The 17,436-nt window shown below is 62.9% G+C and carries 12 protein-coding genes and 1 pseudogene; 9 read left to right on the forward strand and 4 right to left on the reverse strand.

What is annotated here, in order from left to right; genetic code table 11:
* Positions 1 to 99: 99 nt before the first annotated feature.
* Positions 100 to 2,232, reverse strand: a pseudogene (locus tag L3X40_RS10745) (strawberry notch-like NTP hydrolase domain-containing protein); the annotation flags it as partial.
* A 144-nt stretch (positions 2,233 to 2,376) separates the two neighbouring features.
* On the opposite strand from L3X40_RS10745, the gene L3X40_RS10750 reads away from it, so the two are divergent.
* Together L3X40_RS10750 and L3X40_RS10755 are read left to right on the forward strand one after the other, a co-directional pair.
* Complete coding sequence (locus L3X40_RS10750; RefSeq protein WP_237365643.1) at positions 2,377 to 3,063, forward strand: type IV toxin-antitoxin system AbiEi family antitoxin domain-containing protein; 687 nt, start codon at positions 2,377 to 2,379, stop codon at positions 3,061 to 3,063.
* Positions 3,056 to 3,907 carry a nucleotidyl transferase AbiEii/AbiGii toxin family protein gene (locus L3X40_RS10755; protein ID WP_237365644.1) on the forward strand — a complete coding sequence of 284 codons (852 nt, stop codon included), beginning with the start codon at positions 3,056 to 3,058 and terminating at the stop codon, positions 3,905 to 3,907. Before L3X40_RS10750 ends, L3X40_RS10755 begins: the two co-directional genes overlap by 8 nt.
* Positions 3,908 to 3,953: 46 nt before the next feature.
* Here L3X40_RS10755 and L3X40_RS10760 read toward each other — a convergent pair whose 3' ends face one another.
* Together L3X40_RS10760 and L3X40_RS10765 are read right to left on the reverse strand one after the other, a co-directional pair.
* The gene (locus tag L3X40_RS10760) at positions 3,954 to 4,811 is read right to left on the reverse strand and encodes a DUF7146 domain-containing protein (RefSeq protein ID WP_237365645.1); all 858 of its coding nucleotides are present in this window, start codon (positions 4,809 to 4,811) and stop codon (positions 3,954 to 3,956) included.
* A gap of 113 nt (positions 4,812 to 4,924) precedes the next feature.
* Complete coding sequence (locus tag L3X40_RS10765; RefSeq protein WP_237365646.1) at positions 4,925 to 6,229, reverse strand: replication protein RepA; 1,305 nt, start codon at positions 6,227 to 6,229, stop codon at positions 4,925 to 4,927.
* Between the two features lie 549 nt (positions 6,230 to 6,778).
* Here L3X40_RS10765 and L3X40_RS10770 point away from each other — a divergent pair.
* On the forward strand, positions 6,779 to 7,984 hold the full coding sequence (locus L3X40_RS10770) for an AAA family ATPase (protein ID WP_237365698.1): 1,206 nt from the start codon (positions 6,779 to 6,781) through the stop codon (positions 7,982 to 7,984).
* A gap of 230 nt (positions 7,985 to 8,214) precedes the next feature.
* Positions 8,215 to 9,198, forward strand: coding sequence for a ParB/RepB/Spo0J family partition protein (locus L3X40_RS10775; protein WP_237365647.1), 984 nt, complete (start codon positions 8,215 to 8,217; stop codon positions 9,196 to 9,198).
* Between the two features lie 28 nt (positions 9,199 to 9,226).
* Here L3X40_RS10775 and L3X40_RS10780 read toward each other — a convergent pair whose 3' ends face one another.
* Positions 9,227 to 10,252 carry a hypothetical protein gene (locus L3X40_RS10780; RefSeq protein ID WP_237365648.1) on the reverse strand — a complete coding sequence of 342 codons (1,026 nt, stop codon included), beginning with the start codon at positions 10,250 to 10,252 and terminating at the stop codon, positions 9,227 to 9,229.
* A 72-nt stretch (positions 10,253 to 10,324) separates the two neighbouring features.
* Here L3X40_RS10780 and L3X40_RS10785 point away from each other — a divergent pair, with 72 nt between their 5' ends.
* The 5 genes from L3X40_RS10785 to L3X40_RS10805 all read left to right on the forward strand — a co-directional run bounded on the left by L3X40_RS10785 (position 10,325) and on the right by L3X40_RS10805 (position 17,417).
* Positions 10,325 to 11,911 (forward strand): Swt1 family HEPN domain-containing protein, encoded by a 1,587-nt coding sequence (locus L3X40_RS10785; RefSeq protein WP_237365649.1) that lies wholly within the window; start codon positions 10,325 to 10,327, stop codon positions 11,909 to 11,911.
* Positions 11,908 to 13,023 (forward strand): tyrosine-type recombinase/integrase, encoded by a 1,116-nt coding sequence (locus L3X40_RS10790; protein ID WP_237365650.1) that lies wholly within the window; start codon positions 11,908 to 11,910, stop codon positions 13,021 to 13,023. The genes L3X40_RS10785 and L3X40_RS10790 overlap by 4 nt, the downstream gene beginning before the upstream one ends.
* 256 nt (positions 13,024 to 13,279) lie before the next feature.
* On the forward strand, positions 13,280 to 14,260 hold the full coding sequence (locus L3X40_RS10795) for an AAA family ATPase (RefSeq protein ID WP_237365651.1): 981 nt from the start codon (positions 13,280 to 13,282) through the stop codon (positions 14,258 to 14,260).
* A gap of 2 nt (positions 14,261 to 14,262) precedes the next feature.
* Entirely contained in the window at positions 14,263 to 16,767 is a 2,505-nt protein-coding gene (locus L3X40_RS10800) for a S8 family peptidase (protein ID WP_237365652.1), read from the forward strand.
* Positions 16,764 to 17,417 carry an MFS transporter gene (locus tag L3X40_RS10805; protein ID WP_237365653.1) on the forward strand — a complete coding sequence of 218 codons (654 nt, stop codon included), beginning with the start codon at positions 16,764 to 16,766 and terminating at the stop codon, positions 17,415 to 17,417. Before L3X40_RS10800 ends, L3X40_RS10805 begins: the two co-directional genes overlap by 4 nt.
* Positions 17,418 to 17,436 lie beyond the last annotated feature (19 nt).

Below are 17,436 nucleotides of genomic sequence, written 5' to 3' on the forward strand. Positions count from 1 at the left end.
GAAGGACGTGGCGGGGTGTTCCGCGGCTTTGCGGGCCTGCGCCGCGTTCCTTCACATTATCGCGACCTCGCGATAAGCGATCTTATGCGCAGCTGCGCATAATACGGACCACGAATCGGCATAACTGTCGTAGATCGCGATCTGGTCGGGTGTGAGCTCGTGACGTAGGATTTCATATTCGACCCCGGCGAAGCTCAGTGCCCGTGATGTGTAGAGACCAAGCGCCTTGAGGTCACGCGCGACCAGTTCCATCGCGGCAATGCCGCCCTTGCGGATGCCGGAGATGAACTGCTCGCGATCGCGGAAAGCGGTCTCGGGCCCCCAGAGGCCGAGCCGCACCGCATAGGCCAGGTTGTTGACGTCCGAGGCACCGGTTGCCGACGCATAGAGCACCCGAGCGCCAGGAAGATGGTTCTGGAGGAGGACGCCGCAAATACCCTGCTGCGATCCCTTCTTCGCCCCGAGTGCCCCTTCCCCGCCGGCGACTCCGCCCATCTCATGGGCTTCGTCGAAGCCGATTACGCCCTCGAAATCCTCACCTGCCCAATCGACGATCTGCTGAAGTCGGCTGTGATCGCCCCGGGCAGAGCGCAGCGTTGGATAGGTGACAAAGAGGACGCCCTGCTCGAGCGGGATGGATTGGTCGATTTTCCAGTTCGCCAGGGGCTGGATATCTGCCGCGAGACCACCGAGCGCCGTCCAATCGCGCCGTGCGTCTTCGAGAAGTGCTTCGTTCTTCGAGATCCAGATGTTGCGCCGGCGCCCCTGCAGCCAGCTGTCGAGAATGCAGGCCGCGACCTGTCGGCCCTTCCCCGCACCGGTGCCGTCGCCGAGGAAATAGCCCTTGCGATACGCGCGGCCGTCTTCTGCTTCGTCGAGGCCGACACCCTCCTTGCTGGGTTTGAAGCGGCCCGGCAGAAACTGGCTCCAGGCATGACCCGCATACACGACGGTCTCAAGCTGCGATGCGGAGAGCAGGCGCTCACTGACGGTCCGCTCTGGAAGCTGCGGGACGTAGGATGGTATCGGCCCGGCGATCGAGCCCATCGCCACGGACTCCACCAATGCAGTCGGATGTTCGCCGGCCGTTTCAAACACGATCCGGCTCGGCCGATAGGGGAGATAGACGCCGACCTGGTCCAGCAGCGGGGCCGGCGTTTCGAGCGTGGCATAAGCCACCGGCAGAACATTGTTGCGGACTGGCGCATGATAGGGCCGTGGCTGCGGCCGACTGCTCTTCATCGCCCGGAAGAGCGACAGGGTCGAAGATCGCTTCGGCGCGGGCGGCGGAGCCGCGGCGATCGAGCCGCGCTCGGTGACTCTCAGCGCGCTGATGAGTTCGCGGATCGACGCCCGCTGGATTGTGGCCGGAAAGGCACCGCCGGGCACCTTGTCGATGACAAAGAGCCGGACGGCGATCGATGTGCCGTGCTTGAGATAGCATTTCTCAAGCCGCACCGATGTCCGTACACTCACATCCCGCAGTGTCGTTTCGAACAGGTCGCGCATGCGGGCATTGGGACCGAACCAGTCGGGCATGATGGCAACGAGGCGGCCGCCAGACTGGAGGCGGCGGAGAGCGGCCTGGAGATGCCGGACGGCGGCGTGGCTGTCCGCGCCAAGTCCCACCGAGCGGGAGAAAGGCGGGTTCATGAGGATTACGCTTGGGCGCGGGGCTTCCGCCAGCGTCGAATTGATGGTCGCCCCGTCATGTCCGGTGACCACCGCGTCGGGAAAGACGTGTGACAAGCGCGTGCGGCGAGCTGGCGCATATTCGTTGAGCTGGAGCGCCGCATATCCCCGACAGTGGGCGACCAGAAGACCATTGCCCGCGCTGGGCTCAAGGACGATGTCGTCGCTCTGGATATCGGCGAGCACGACGGCCACCGCAGCCAGATCGACAGGCGTAGAGAATTGCTGCCACTCGATCTGATCTTCGCTCCGTACCGTCTGGGTTGGCAGCCGATCCGAGAGATCGCAGGCCGCGAGCGCATCGGCGAGCGAATGCAGCGGATAGGGTCCGAACTGAAGATGGTGAGCAAGCGCGTGCTCAAGGAGTTCGAAGCTGTCGCGCTGGGTCCAATAGCCGTCAGCGTCGGATCCACCGAAGCCTTCGACCATGGCGGCGTTCAGATCTGCTCGCGTTATCGGCTCTGAGGAACGCAGTCGATTGACAAGGGCCGTGGCCGCACGGCGTTCTGCCGCGGTAGCGGAATCGAAAAGATCGGGCATTTTGGGGTCTCCGGACTGGCTGCCCCCTCGGCAGCGTCAGTTTTTCGCCCCCCTTCCCTTTTCACCGGCAGCAAGCCCGGGTCATTCCGGCGATCTCATAAAAAGTTCTGGAAACTTTCATATTTTGGAAGTATTGAGAATTTTATGTCATCTCTGGCAGAACAGGTGTCGGCGGCGGGCCTGGCCGACCATATCCTCAGCGAACGCCAGCTTAGCGATCTGCTGGGTGGCGGCGACGCGCGCCGTTATGGGCTGGTCAACCGGGCACTCAAGGACGGCTCGCTGATCCGCGTGAAGCGGGGTACCTATCTTCTGGGACGACCTTATCGCAGTGAGCAGGTCCATCCTTTCGCCATCGCCCAGGGCTTGGTGCCAGGTAGCTATGTCTCGTTCGAGAGCGCGCTCGCTCATCATGGCTGGATCCCGGAGGGGGTCTTCGTCACCGCGAGCGTGTCGCCCGGGCGCAAGACCCTTCGTTTCGATAGTCCGGACTTCGGGCCGTTCAGCTTTCATCCCATCGCCATCCAGGATTATCGCTTCCTGACGAGCATCGGTCGGATCAGGATGGGAAGGCTCACCGCCTTTGTCGCGCAGCCCTTGCGCGCGCTTATGGATCTCGTTGCCCTGCGAAAGGAAAGCTGGACCGGGATCGAATGGCTGACCAGCGGCCTGCGGATCGACAAGGATCTGCTTCTCTCACTCAAACGTAAGGATTTCGCGGTGCTGAAGCCTGTCTACAAGCACAAGGCGGTGAACGTCTTTCTCGAGGCGCTGGAACAGGCAGTCATGACGACAAAGGCTTCGCTTGCCGGGCGGTCGGAACGTGATTGACATCATCAAGGAGAAGCTGCGGCAATATGACGCCGCGAACGCACTCGAGGAGGAGAATGCCGTTAAGGAGATCCTCCAGGAGATCGCGCTCTACGCGCTGTGGCGCGGCGACTTCTTCGACGTCGCCTTGTTCCAGGGTGGAACCAGCCTGCGGATCCTCCACGACCTGCCGCGCTTTTCAGAAGATCTCGACTTCCTGCTGCGCGCACGCGATCCCGGCTTCGACTGGTCACCCTATCTGAAGGTGCTGGTCGAGGTCTTCGGTCAGTTCGGCCTGAAGCTCGACGCTCAGCCCAAGGCCGAGATGGACAAGGCCGTCCGCCGGGCGCTCATCAAGGACGATTCCATCGCGAGCCAGCTCGACCTCTCTTTCGCCGGAGCAGGACGGCCCAAGACGATCAGGATTAAGCTCGAGATCGACGTCAATCCGCCCGCCGGCTCCGGCGAAGCCCTCTCCTATCTCGATTTCCCGGCCGACCATGAGGTTCGGCACCAGGATTTGGCGTCGAACTTCGCGCTCAAGATCCATGCTCTCCTTTGCCGGGGCTTCCTCAAGGGCAGGGACTGGTACGACTTCTCATGGTACGTCTCCAGGGGGGTCGGACCCAATCTTGCCTTGCTTAGAAATGCGCTCATTCAGGCCGGCCCTTGGGCGGGCGATGACTCCGTCCCGGCCGATATCGGCTGGCTGAAGCACGCCCTCGCCGATGTGATCGCAAAGATAGACTGGAAAGCCGCGGCCAATGATGTGGAGCGATTTCTCCGACCGGCCGAGCTCAAGTCGGTCGAGCTCTGGAGCGAACGCTTCTTCATGGCGAAAGTCGAGAAATTGGCGGGGGCCTGAACCCGGGCGAACTCCGCTCGACGTGGGTAGGAAGGCATTAGGGTAGTCAAGCAGCGATCTGCCCGCCCTTTCCCACCTCCAGCACCTTGGCCCAATCCTTGAAGCCGCCAGGCGGTGGCATCCGCCGGATCATGAGACCGGCCCGAGCATAAGCAAGGTCGGCGCGATCGGCCGCGCGGCCGCCTTCCGGATCGTTGTCGTGCGCGAGGATCAATGTCGCAAGACTTTCAGGAACGCGGACTTGGTCGAGGCGCCGTGCTCCGAGGCTGGCCCAGCATGGCAGTCCATGCAACAGGGTGAAGGCTCGAGCCGTCTCGAAGCCTTCGGCCATTCCGAGGACGGGACCACCCTGTCCTCCCCCTTGCCAAGCCCCGCGTCCGGGACGCCCGAGCATGAGCTTCATCGTGTAAGTCGGGCCGACGGGATCAAGGAAGATGCGTTGGACAGCGGTCAGTCGGCGTCCCTCCCGGACCGCGACGAGCAAAGCCGGATGGAAGCTGGTCCAGGGCCGCGGCCGATAGGGGCAGCGGGGATGGAATCGGAGATCATCGGCCACGGGCAACAGATGCCGGCCCGCCAGATACCGTTCGGCAAGGGTTCCGAGCACGGGCTGCGCTTCGTCCCAGAGGCGAACCGCGTTACCGGACATACTCGATGGTGAGACCGTGTAGGCGTAATGTTGTCGGATCGGGACACGGCGGAGTTCACGCAGGATGTCTTCGCGTTCGCATCCTGCAAAGCAGGTGACGAGAATCCCTCGATCGCCTTGGCGCAGTGAGAGGCTGGGGGTGCGATCATCATGGGCCGGGCAAAGGCACATAGCCGTGCGGCCGTGCCAGGTGCCTCCCAGGGCACCTACGAGATCGATCAATTCTTGAGATGGTTTTCGGGCTGTAAGCGGCATGGCCTCACTCCTGCTTACGGCCCCTGCCCTCCTTTTCTCTTTTTCCACCGACCGCGGCGCAGCGCGCAGGAATCCGGCGAATGAAATTAATCGAACCGCTCGGACATCATCGGTCAGTCATTACCGCTGTTCGCGCGCCGCTCGGCATATCGAATGACGAACGACTCCCAGACGCGCAGCCATTCAGCGTCCGTTCGGTTCTGCTTGATGCCGGGAAAGCCAGCGCGGAAGGCATCTGCCATCCCGTCGACCGACCAGGGCTTCCCCTTGTCGAGACCGATCGCGCGGAATGCTTCCTCTCGCGTCCCGTAGGCCAGGCTGCCCGCAGGGAAAGGAAGAAGCGGTTCTGACGGTTTTTTGGTCTCGCTTACGACTCGGGCGTTCTTCGGGACCGATGATCTCGGTGCCGTTTCAGCCGCAGGCGGCCCAACGAGTCGCAAATGTGGGCCAACGAGCTTGCGCTCGAGTGGCGCCGGCGACGGATGCAGGACCACCTTTCGCCCGGAAAGATCGACATTGGCGTTTGGATAGACGGCTGACACGATCTGCATCGTCTCGCGGACTGTTTGCCGGAAGCGCTTGCTGTCCGCCTCGTTCCCCAAGTGCTTCGCAAGCTGATCCCAGGAGATCATTTGCCCTTTGTCCCCACTTATGCGGGGCAAGCGGTAGGCCAGATAGGTGTAGAGATCGAGCGCTGTCGGTGTGCCCTTTAATTCGCGAATCGCCACCTCGTTGAGCGGAACGGCATGCTCGACAAGGTGGCTGTAGAAGACTTCCGACATTCGAATTTCGCGGGCAAATGCACCATTCTTCTCCAGAGACCCCGCATATTCGTTGGAGATTTTGACATCGCGCACAGCGAACGCGTTGTCTCCGGAGTCGGAGCCTTCCCATCGGATCTGCCATTCGCAAGCGAGTAGCCGATCGACCTGCTCGCGCATCAAGTTGGCAGTGCCGCGTGGTCCATAGGAGACGGTCTGGTATCCGAGGCGCCGCATCCACTCGGTGAAATTCCTCCCAAGATAGACATCGCGCGATCGCTTTGCGACTGCTTGGGACAGGAGGTAGATCAGCGCGACCCGAGGATATGCTCCATACGGCACACCAAGGCTCTTGAGGACCGGCTTGCCATCAACATTCTGAAGAACGGGACGGGGGTTGATGGCCAGGGCGTATTTTCCATCCTCTCGGAGTATCGGCTGTGTATCGTCCTTCGGCCGCTTGGTCGGCAGCGACATTGCACACAGGGCGGAGTGGAGAAACGCAGGGACAGGTTCTTCGTCGTGAACGCGGAGAAACGCATCCAAGGTCAGCTGTGTGCCGGCGGTTTGGGCAACGGAGCGAACGCGCTCCTCGCCGCCATCCAGCATAGCCAGGGCATATTGATGTCCGATCGGCCTGTGTGTGTCTCCGCTCATTGGTTCCGCCCTTCCCCGACTCAGGGGCCGTTGTATGCAACTTTAACAACAGCTTTGAGGACCGAAAGCAAGACTGTTGGCAGTTTTGCCCGGTTTCCGTGGGTAAAACCTCCAAATGCACCGATGATCTAGGAGCGGTTCGGGTGCCGCCTTTCCCTTTTCTGCTCAAAAAATTTCAAGCGATTCGCGAATCGGATTTTTATAGGAGATTCATGTAATAGGTATGGGCTCTGAGATCATCGGTCGCCGGGAACCGAGATCATCGGAAAAACGCACCGTAATCATCGGCTTGCACCGACATCATCGGTGTTTATCCACAGGGGCTGACCAAGGCTGGCCCGAGCATACGAGCTCGCGACTCGCTAGGCGACCTGCCAGCAGAACGGACCCGAGATCATCGGTCACCTCTCGAGCGAGCGTCAATCCGGATCGCCTGGAACGTGGAATGGCTCGGAGATCATCGGTCCAGTTGTAAGTTTGGTGGCCAAACATTGCTCAAAACTGCCAAGATCGCTAGAGTGCTGCTTCAATCTAACAAAAGTGGTGGTCATGGCGACAAATCAACCTCTCGACTTGCAGGCCGACGAACTCTTTGAGGACGAGCTCGGAACGCTTCACCGAAAGGCCCTGACGATCCTGAAGCGAATTCGAGACGGCGCGCTCGACCCAGAGACTGGGCACAAGAAGGGACCGTCCTTCCCGATCTCCAAGGCCGCAGCGCTTGTCGGGCGGACGGCGTCCGCTATTCGAGAAGCAGAGCGCGACGGCCGGATTCCGCCCCGCGATCGCACGGCGTCGGGCCACCGTGTTCAATATACTCTTGAGGAGCTCGATCAGATGCGTGCGGTGTTCGGCACCCGCCCTTGGCGAGCACCGACCGACACGCCGGCCATCATTTCGGTATCGAACTTCAAGGGCGGGGTCGGGAAGTCGACGATCGCGTTGCATCTGGCACAGCATTTCGCGATCCGGGGATATCGGGTTCTCTTTATCGATTGCGACAGCCAAGCCAGCTCGACGATGATGTTCGGCTACCGGCCCGATGTCGACCTAGCGGAGGACGACACGCTCTACGGGCACTTCCATAACCCGGAGCTGCTGGGCGTCCGCTCGATCATTCGCAGGACGCATTTCTATGGACTCGACCTGATCCCAGCCAACCTGAAGCTCTATAATCTCGAATATGAGATTGCCGGCTATCTCGCGCAGAACCAAAGTTTCGAGATCATCGACTTGATCGGGCAGGCCATCGATAGCGTGGTAGATGACTACGACGTCGTCATCATGGATCCACCGCCGGCGCTGGGCATGGTCTCGATGGCGGTCCTGCAGGCCGCAAACGCAATGGTTATCCCGATGCCGCCGAGTGTGATTGACTTTGCGTCGACCGTTTCTTTCATCGACATGGCGCGCACGACGATGAAGCAGTTGGAGCGCCTCGCTGGACGGGTGAAGCCAGCCTACAACTTCATCAAGCTCGTCGGTAGCCGAGTGGACGAAAGCAAGTCGATGCATCGTGAGATCCTTTTGATGATGCGGCAGGTGTTCGGCGGGTCGATGATCAATTCGGTGCTTCGGACAAGCGCCGAAATTGACAATGCGAGCTCGCGGATGAAGACCGTTTTTGAGCTCGATCGGCCCGTAACATCGCATGAGGTTCACACCCGCTGCGTGAAGCACTTGAATGATGTCTGTCACGATATCGAGACGGATGTTTTGCGTACTTGGGAGAGCAGGGCAGGGGAGGCGGCCTAAGCGGTTGCCACGTGGCAACTGGCGCAGAAAGAGACGCAAATACAGTTAGATAAGGCCGACCCATTTTATATGGATGGCCCCGGTGATATGGCTTGAGGACAAGGGGCGAGCGGGAGTTGCCACGTGGCAACTTTAGCTCCAGAGCGGACGCTAAGGACGGGAAAGCAGCGCCGGTTGCCACGTGGCAACCGGCAGGGTTGAAGAAGAAGCGCAGGTAGGAAGATCGGCGGATGACAAAAGGAAATCGCGGCTTCGGAAGCAGCCTCACGGAAGGGCTCGATGATACAGCCGAACTCGACAATGCGGCCCCAGCCGAGAGCATTATGGCAAGCCGCAGCCAAACCCTCGCGCGGCTAGCGACGGGCAAAGTTGTGACGGATCGGACTGAATGGGTCGATCCAGTCCGGTGCCGTCCGTGGCGTCTGCACAACCGCGATCTGGATCACCTCAATGAGGAGACCTGTCGCGATCTCATCGATGCTTTTCTCTCGGCAAAGAAGCAGCGCATCCCGGCGATCGTTCGCCGGCTCCAGAACGATCCCGATCATGACTACGAGATTATCGCCGGCGTTCGCCGCTGGTGGACCGTGCAGTGGCTGCGAGATCATCATCACCCCGAATATGACTATCTCGTCACGATCCAACACGTCTCCGATGAAGAGGCCTTTCGGGTTTCCGACATCGAGAATCGTTCCCGGAAGGATATTTCCGATTGGGAACGCGCTAATGAATATGCCCGGGCGCTAGGCGAGTTCTACGGGGGCTCGCAAAGCGAGATGGCAGAACATCTGAAGATCTCGAAATCGTGGCTAAGCCGGCTGCTCGATGTGGCGCGCCTCCCAGAAGAGATTGTCGCAGCATTCGCCGACAAGCACGATATCAGCGTTCGAATCGCTCGGGATGTGAAGCCGCTGGCGGCCGACCCACGTACACGCGGTCTCATGGCCACCGAAGCGAAGGCTATCGCAGCCGAACGGGCGGATCTTGGAACAAGAATGAGCGGGCCAGAAATCTCCAAGCGCCTGGTTCAGGCGACGATTGCCCAAAAGAAGACGGCGTCGGGAGAGGCCGAGATCAAAGCGAAGGGCGGTAAGGTAATGCTGCGCTATTCGCGGTCGGCGCGCGGGGGCCTCTCGCTCAAGGTCCTGCCCAAATCGGGCGCGCCTATCGAGGAGGTCCTAAACGCGATCCGCGGGTTGCTCGAGCAGGGTTGACTGGGAGGACCATCGCCTGACGGCGGTCTTAGAGCCTAGCTGTGCCGCGACCATTCAACACGCGGTCGATCTCCGCCATCTCCTGATCAAACGCATCGAAGACTTCGGCGAGAGCGCGGCTTTGGGGGAGGGGAGGGGGTTCCTTGGCGGGCCGGCCTCGTTTGGGAGCTACGAAACCAAATTCGGTTGCGAGATCGGGGGGCAGAAAAAGCCGCCACGTCCGGCGCTGGGTGATCTCGGCCAGCAGGCCTGCAGCAACGGCCCGTTCCAAAAGCTTGCTGGCGCCGGCCACGCTGATTCCCAGGCAGCCCGCCGCTGCCTGCGGCGACAGCAGCGGGCGGTGACACAGCAGGGCGATCAGCGCGGGCAGGGCGCCGGGCCGGTACTCGGCGACAATGGCGCGCTGCGCGTCGCGGTAGTTGCGCTCGAGCGCCTGCAGGCGCTTGAGACCGTCGGTGGCGCTGGCCTCGAGACTTCGAAGAACTGCCAGCCAGTCGGCATCGTCTGGCGTGCGTTTGAGGCGCAGCGCCTTGGCGCCACCGGCGAGGCAGGGGAGGGGGGTGGCCGACAGGCCTTTGTCACGCAGGGCGAATGGCAGCGACAGCCAGGGTAGGGTGGTGCCGTCGATGCGCGCATGCTGCCGAACCTGATCGAGCGCGCGGATCAGGGCAGGGTGCTCCGTGGCAATTTCGGGTTCGCCAATCGCTGTGGGCAGCGCGTCGCGCCAGGCGAGGGGGTCCTTATCCAGCAGCGCGGCGTGCCAGTCGTCAAAGCGGTCGAACGCGTCGAGGTTGGTCGCGCGCAGCGCCCGCCCCGGCACTTGCAGCCCGCATCCCCAGGAAAATACGTCGATTTCCTCGATCTCCACCGATTGGAGCTGGAGCGCTTTGGCGTAGCCGCTCCAGGCGGCGCGGCGGTGCCATGCCGAGGCTACGGGACTGACGGAAATCCGCGCATCGAGCCGCGCAATCGCCGCTGTGCAACTCGCGGTCGCGGCGACCACTTTTGGGCCGTAGGCAGGTCCGTAACGGGGCAGGGCGGGCGGACGGTCCATGGCATCTTTTAACCCAGAGCAGATTTCAGTCAACTTTGCTGATATGTGTAGTCGTGATAATGGATGCTTATCATGACCCTATCATTTAAGGTACGGGTCGGCTATGCCGGCGCGAACGCAGCGAAACGGGGCCGGGACGTGATGGAGGATGACGAGCCAAGCCGGGCGGACGAGCCTGGGCCTGAAGTGCGGGCATCCGCTGACGATGCCGCCAAGGAGGTAAACGCGCCGCGCGAGGCCGCGTCTCGCCCGCTCTCCGCCATCGACCGCGCCGCGCTCGGCCTTACGGCAAACCCGCTGTTCGTGCGCATGACCGAACAGCGCCGGGCCTTGGATGCCATCCTCGCGGCGCGGCCGCGTTTTTTCGATGAGATCGCCGAGCAGCAGCGCCGGGTCAGCGACAGGCTGGCGGTGCGTCCGACGCTGTTTGAGGAGATGGCGCGCAGGCAGGCCGAATTCGACCGGCTGCTGGGTGGCCGGTCGATCGCCGAGATCACGGCGCATGCCAGTAGCGTCCAGGCGATGATCGAGCGTGCTGGCGGCGTGGTGGTGCTCGCTGAGCGCGCCAGAGCCTTTGAGCGGCTCCTGGAGGTTCGCCCAGTCATTCCCGATGTGGTCGCTGACCAGCTTGCGCGCATGGGCTCGCTCACATCGGTCATCGACAAGCTGACGGCGCCCCACACTGCCGTTCAGGAAGCGCTGGGACGCGATCTCGCGGGAATGTCTGCCTTCATGGCGCAGGCTTCCAGCGGTGGTGACATTGCGCGCGGTGTGCTCGAGGCGCGGTTTCCGGCGGTCGTTCCCGCATGGCGCCTTCCGACGGCGGCCGAGCTCACCAGTGTCGACCTTGCGGCAAGCATCGGCGCGATCGCACGCGACGCGACGTGGCGGCAGGCAGCGCTCGCGGAGATGGCGGCGATCGCGATACCCTGGGTGCGCGACGATGCGCCCGAGCTCTCGATCGAAGCCTATGCCGCCGCACGCGCGATCACCGGCGTGGTGTCCCGGACCGATCCGGCGGCGCCGCGCGTGACGCAGCTGGTTCGGGCGGAACTGGGCGACTACCGCGAGGAAGATGCGGTCGCTCCGGTTGAGAGCGATCCCGTCCTTATTACCGGTCTCCGGCTTGCGCGCGGGTTCGACCATCGCTTCGGCAGCCTGTCCGTGGCCGTCGTTGGCCAGATTTTCGAGCCCTTCGGATTGACGCTGGGCGGAAGGCCAGAGGCCGATTCTGACCTGCTCGACGACTTGATCACGCAGATGGCGCGCCAGCTCGAGCGCAGGCTTCGCGCTTTCCTCAAGGCACGGATGGAAGCGGCGATCGGGCCGCGCTGGATCAAGCAGCGTGTTCCACAGCCCATCCGGGAAGCCTGGGAGGGACGGCTGCAGGCCGACGCGGATGCCGGCCGCGCGCCCGGCGAGCTGTTCGATTATGCGGATTTTTCCGATTATCGCATCATCATCGAGAAGGGCGACAACTGGCGGGACGTGTTCCAGCCTGTGTTCCGCTCGAAGATCGCGATCGTCGAGACGTTGAACCGCGTGGCAACGGTTCGCAACCCCGTCGCCCATGTGCGGCCGATGACGGTTGAGGATCTGCTCATCCTGCGCGTCGAAGGGCGAAGGCTCTATGTCTGGATGGGCGAGATAGTGCCATGACGGAGCTGGTCGGTCGATCGGGGGAGCGGGAGCTGGTAGCGCAGGTCGTCGGCGACGTCCGTGAACTCGTTGGCCCGGCGCTGGTGGTCGACGCCGATCTGGTCGCGGCGGCGGTACGTGGTTGGTCACACAACACGCGGCGGGCGTTTCGGTCCGATCTCACCATCTGGGGCCGTTGGTGCCGCAGCAAGGGCAGAACGCCGGCGCGAGCCGACGCGAAGATGGTCGCCGAATGGATTCGGGCGCTGGCCGGGATTGACCCGTCGGCCGAGAAGATCCGGGCCATGGCGACGATCGAGCGTTATCTCGTCAATGTGGGCTGGGCGTACCGGATGGCGGGGCTCGAGGACCCGACCGTAGCACCGTTGGTCAAGCTCGAGAAGAAGGCGGCGCGCAAGATCCGCGGCACGCGGCAGCGCCAGGCGCGGGCGATCCGGTTCAAGGGCGACGTGACGGACCTCGATGCGCCGGCGACAGGGGTTAGCCTGTCGGCGCTGCTCAAGGCGACTCGCCGCGACATGTTGGGCGCCCGGGATCGCGCGCTGCTCAAGGTCGCCTATGACACGGGCTGTCGGCGTTCGGAGCTCGCGGCCATTCTGGTGAGTGACATTGATGGACCCGATGCGGAAGGAGCAGGCCTCCTCGAGATTGCGCGCAGCAAGACGGATCAGGAGGGGCAGGGGACGCTCGCCTATCTTTCGCCGCCAACGATGCGCGCGATCGAGGCGTGGCGCGATCTTGCCCATATCGACCGGGGAGCGCTGTTTCGCCGGGTCGAGACCTATTTTGATGGCTCGATCCGGGGGGCAGGGGAGGGAGCGCTGAACCCGGGCACGATCACCCTGATCTACAAGCGCCTCATCCGACAGGCATTCGACAAAAAGCTGTTGGGGCCCGTCAGCGAAGCTGAGCTTGAGCGCTGGGTCGCGGGCGTATCCAGCCATTCGATCCGGGTGGGCGTGGCGCAGGACAATTTTGCGGCCGGCGAGAGTCTGCCGGCGATTATGCAGGCCTATCGCTGGCGCGATCCCAAGACAGTCATGCGTTACGGTGCGCGACTTGCCGCCAAGAGCGGTGCCAGTGCCCGCATGGCAGCTCGCTTCAGCAAATGAGTCCGCCTCCCGTTGTCTCGCGAAGAGCGGGTCGGAGCTCTCGCAGCGGGCGTGATACCATGGTCCGGGATTTGCCGTGCAAAGCGCCTGTCAGACCGAACTCAAATCGAGATTGTCATATCGGGGGAAGATCGATACAACCAAGGTACGATTTGGGGGCGATCGGTTTTCCTGAAGATTCAGGGCTTTACCGTAGCAAGGCAGCGCGGATATTGGTCATGAAATCAGTTGGCACAGCCGGAATTGCGAAGCATCCGTGACTACGGCCAACCATCTTATCGCTCTTCTGCAAAGCCATTTCGAAGGTGACGACGAGCAGTTCTACACGGTTGCGATGCAGGCGGCCGCGAACGAGGCCCGTCGCGGGCATGGCAAGCTCGCGCAACAGCTGCGTGACCTGATCGACGAAGCGCGGGCCCGAAAGAAGGCCCCGGCGCGCGGCAAGGCTGTGCCACTGGTGCAGCCCAAGGGTGATCTCGCGAATCTGGTCGCGGTCAAATATGTGGACACCCGCATGTCGAGCATGGTGCTGCCGGAGGATCTGCGGGAGCGCCTCCACCGTGTGCTGGTCGAGCAGCGGCAACAGCATCGGCTGCGTCAACATGGGCTGCAGCCGCGCCGGAAGCTGCTGTTGATCGGCCCGCCGGGTGCCGGGAAGACGATGACGGCCGCCGCGATGGCGGGCGAGCTCAAGATGCCGCTGTTCACGGTGTTGCTCGACGGCCTCTTGACCAAGTTTTTGGGCGAAACGGCATCCAAGCTGCGCACGGTTTTCTCGGCGATGACCGAGACGCGCGGCGTCTATTTCTTCGATGAGTTCGATGCGATCGGCGCGCGGCGGAGCGAGCGTAACGACGTCGGGGAGATCCGACGCGTGCTCAACTCCTTCCTGCAGTTTCTCGAAGAGGATGAAAGCGAAGGGCTGATCATCGCGGCAACCAACCATCCAGAACTGCTCGACCCGGCGCTGTTCCGCCGGTTCGACGACGTGATCGAATATGCCCTGCCGAGCGAGGATGTCGCCAAAGCCATTCTGGAGAGCCGGCTATCGACCTTCGACACCAAGGGCGTCGACTGGCGACCGATCGTCGGCGAGGCCGCAGGCCTGAGCCAGGCCGACCTCGCGCGGATCGCGGACGAGGCGGCCAAATATGCGCTGCTTGGCGACCGCGAGCAGGTTTCCGCGGAGGATCTGTTGCGGGCGGTCGGTGAACGCAAGGCCGCGGCGCGTCGATAGAGATGGCCGACGAGCCGGGACGGCCACATCCGCATTTCTATCTGCCTGGATCCGGGAAGGCTGTCGGCTATACCGCGCATCCGGGCGGCGGCGGCGGATTGGCAGCGCCTGAGCGGGACCGCGCGGCGCACGCCCAGCATCTGACCCAAGCGCTCACCCAGATCGTCCAAGCCGGTGAGACGTTGCTCGCGAACCGCGATCCGCAGATCGCTGCCGGCACGCCAGGCTTCTATGTCGAGTTCACGCTGCCGGCCGATCAGGCGGGAATGGTCGACAAGCTGGAGCGCAAAGGCAAATTCCCGATCGAACTGGTGAGCGTACAGCCGGCGGATGACAATCATGTCGCGGCGACGGTGTTCGTCCCGGAATCCCAGCGCAGCTATTATCTCGGCAAGGTCCAAGCCTATGAAACCGAAGACAACGTCCGGGAAAAGACGTTGGACGACGGCACGGTCGTGGAAACCCGCAAGCCCAAGAATGAGCGCCTGGTTGCCTCGATCGAGACCGCCCGTCTCGCGGTCGCCCGATCCTTCTACACTGATGCCGCAGATCTGTTTCCCGCGCCGGGTGTTCAAGCCTGGTGGGAAGTTTGGCTGCGCAAGGGGACGCGCGCGCATCTCGAGGGCGCAGCGCAGACGCTTGGCCTCGCGGTGCGCGAGAACGGCCTCGAATTCGCCGAACGCGAAGTTGTGGTCGTCCACGCGACTGCCGAGGATCTCGGCCGGATCATCGCGAATACTGACGCGGTGGCCGAACTGCGAATGGCGCGCGATACGCCCGGCTTCTTCATGGGGTTGGACGGCGCCGAGCAGCGGCTCTGGGCCGATGATCTGCTCGATCGGCTCGAACTGTGCGACACGGAGGCTCCGGCCGTCTGCCTGCTCGATTCAGGGACAACGATCGGCCACAAGCTGATCGCTCCGCTACTCGATGCCGCTGATCAGCAGGCCTATGACGCGGCGTGGCAGGTCGAGGACATCAGCGCACTCGCGCACGGAGGTCATGGCACCCAATTATCGGGGATCGCCCTCTACGGTGATTTGACCGATGTGCTGGCGAGTGTCGGTCCGATCAGCGTCAAGCATCGGCTCGAGTCCGTGAAGATCCTCCCGGATCACGGTGCGAACGATCCAGACCTCTATGGGGCAATCACGGCACAGGCGATCGCGCGCGCGGAGATCGTGGCGCCGGAGCGGCCTCGCGCGATCTGCCTTGCGGTTACAAGCCTTGGTGACCATTGGCGCGGGCGTCCGTCCTCCTGGTCGGCCAAGCTCGATGCGCTGGCTTTTGGCCGGGAAGAAATCCCCCGGATCATTACCGTTGCGGGCGGCAATATCCGCGAACCAATCGTTGCAGCCGACTATCCGGCGCGCAATGACCTGATGCCGATCGAGAGTCCGGCCCAGGCATGGAACGCGCTCACGGTCGGTGCGTTCACCGAAAAATCGGTGATCGCCGATGCGAGCTTTGCCGGTTGGAACGCCTTGGCGGGGGTTGGTGATATCATGCCCCGCGGTCGCACATCGGTATCGTGGCACCGCGACTGGCCGCTCAAGCCCGATGTTGTGTTCGAGGGCGGCAATATCGGCGTCGACCCGGCCTCCGGGTTTGGCGACCATGTCGATGATCTGGCGCTGCTGACGACGTACCGGTACACCGCAGAGCGACCATTCACCACGACGGGTGACACGAGTGCCGCTACGGCATTAGCAGCCAGGATGGCCGCGCAAATCCTCGCCGAGCGGCCGACCTTGTGGCCTGAAACGGTTCGCGGTCTGATTGTCCATTCGGCGGAGTGGACGGCGGCCATGACCGGGTATCTGGGCACGCTCAACAGGGCGAGCCTGGTGCGCCGCTATGGCTTTGGGGTGCCGTCGCTCGCCCGCGCGATCGGCAGCCTCGACAATGACGTGACGATGGTCGTGGAGGATAGCCTCTCGCCGTTCAAGATGGCCAACGGCAAGGCCGCGACCGATGAGCTGGTGGTTCACGAGCTGGTCTGGCCGAAAGAGAGGCTGACCGAATTGGGCGGAACTCTCGTCCAGCTGCGGATCACGCTCAGCTATTTCGTCGAACCCAATCCTGGCGAACGCGGGCAGTCACGCCGCCACAGCTATGCGAGCCATGGCCTTCGGTTCGCGCTGAAGCCGGCCGATGAAAAGCTTGACGTATTCTTGCGGCGTATCACGTCCGAGGTCGGAGCCCGACCGCCCAAACGGCAAGGGTCCGACGCTGGCTGGACAATCGGCCCGCAACTGCGGCATCGCGGATCGCTCCATGCCGATATCTGGGAGGGAACGGCCGCCGACTTGGCCGAACGCAACAGCATCGTCGTCTATCCGACCGGCGGCTGGTGGCGCGAAAACCTCGCCCAGGACAGGCTCGGTGAGCGGGTCCGCTACAGCCTGATCGCCAGCATCCGGGCGGCCGAGGGCGTCGATCTTTACTCAGAGGTCAGCGCCCAGATCGCACCGGAGATCGCGGCGGAAGTCGCGATCGAAGTTTGACGCGGTTAATCGACCACTTCTACCTCGACGAACTATTCGACGGCCGACACCGCTGGCTGCCAATGGTCGAGCAGATGCGGCCGCACCTCGTCAACAACCTCAATGACGGGATGAGCTGGGGTATCTTTCCCCTGTTCTTCGCCTCGTTCGGCCTTGGCGTGGAACGCATCGGTATCCTCAAGGCGGCCTATCCGGCGACATGGGGCATCCTACAGGTTGCGACCGGCCCGTTGAGCGACCGCTGGTGCCGCAAAGGTCTGATCGTCGTGGGCATGTGGGTGCAGGCGGCCGGCCTGTTCCTGACCGCAGCCACGCGCGAGTTCCAGTGGTGGCTGCTCGGCAGTCTGCTGCTCGGCCTCGGCAGGGCGATGGTCTATCCGAGCCTGATCGCGGCGGTTTCCGACGCCTCGCAACCGACCTGGCGCGCCCGCTCGCTCAGCGTCTACCGGTTCTGGCGCGACCTTGGTTACGCAATCGGCGCGCTTGCCGCCGGGCTCATCGCCGACCGGTTCGGTCTGTCGTGGGCCATCGGCTCGATCGCCGGACTGACATTTCTGTCCGGCGGCGTCGTTGCCGTGCTCATGCAGGAGCATGAGCGCCGTCCCGTTGATTTGGAACAAGATGGAGCACCGCGATCTGCCGTAGTATAAATGGGTGTCAGGCATTCAG

This window comes from Rhizorhapis sp. SPR117, assembly GCF_021742065.1.

Coding starts and splice junctions, on each gene's coding strand:
- L3X40_RS10785 (WP_237365649.1), top strand. CDS start 10,325: ATGACCCTATCATTTAAGGTACGGGTCGGCTATGCCGGCGCGAACGCA.
- L3X40_RS10750 (WP_237365643.1), top strand. CDS start 2,377: ATGTCATCTCTGGCAGAACAGGTGTCGGCGGCGGGCCTGGCCGACCAT.
- L3X40_RS10790 (WP_237365650.1), top strand. CDS start 11,908: ATGACGGAGCTGGTCGGTCGATCGGGGGAGCGGGAGCTGGTAGCGCAG.
- L3X40_RS10760 (WP_237365645.1), bottom strand. CDS start 4,811: ATGCCGCTTACAGCCCGAAAACCATCTCAAGAATTGATCGATCTCGTA.
- L3X40_RS10775 (WP_237365647.1), top strand. CDS start 8,215: ATGACAAAAGGAAATCGCGGCTTCGGAAGCAGCCTCACGGAAGGGCTC.
- L3X40_RS10800 (WP_237365652.1), top strand. CDS start 14,263: ATGGCCGACGAGCCGGGACGGCCACATCCGCATTTCTATCTGCCTGGA.
- L3X40_RS10765 (WP_237365646.1), bottom strand. CDS start 6,229: ATGAGCGGAGACACACACAGGCCGATCGGACATCAATATGCCCTGGCT.
- L3X40_RS10780 (WP_237365648.1), bottom strand. CDS start 10,252: ATGGACCGTCCGCCCGCCCTGCCCCGTTACGGACCTGCCTACGGCCCA.
- L3X40_RS10770 (WP_237365698.1), top strand. CDS start 6,779: ATGGCGACAAATCAACCTCTCGACTTGCAGGCCGACGAACTCTTTGAG.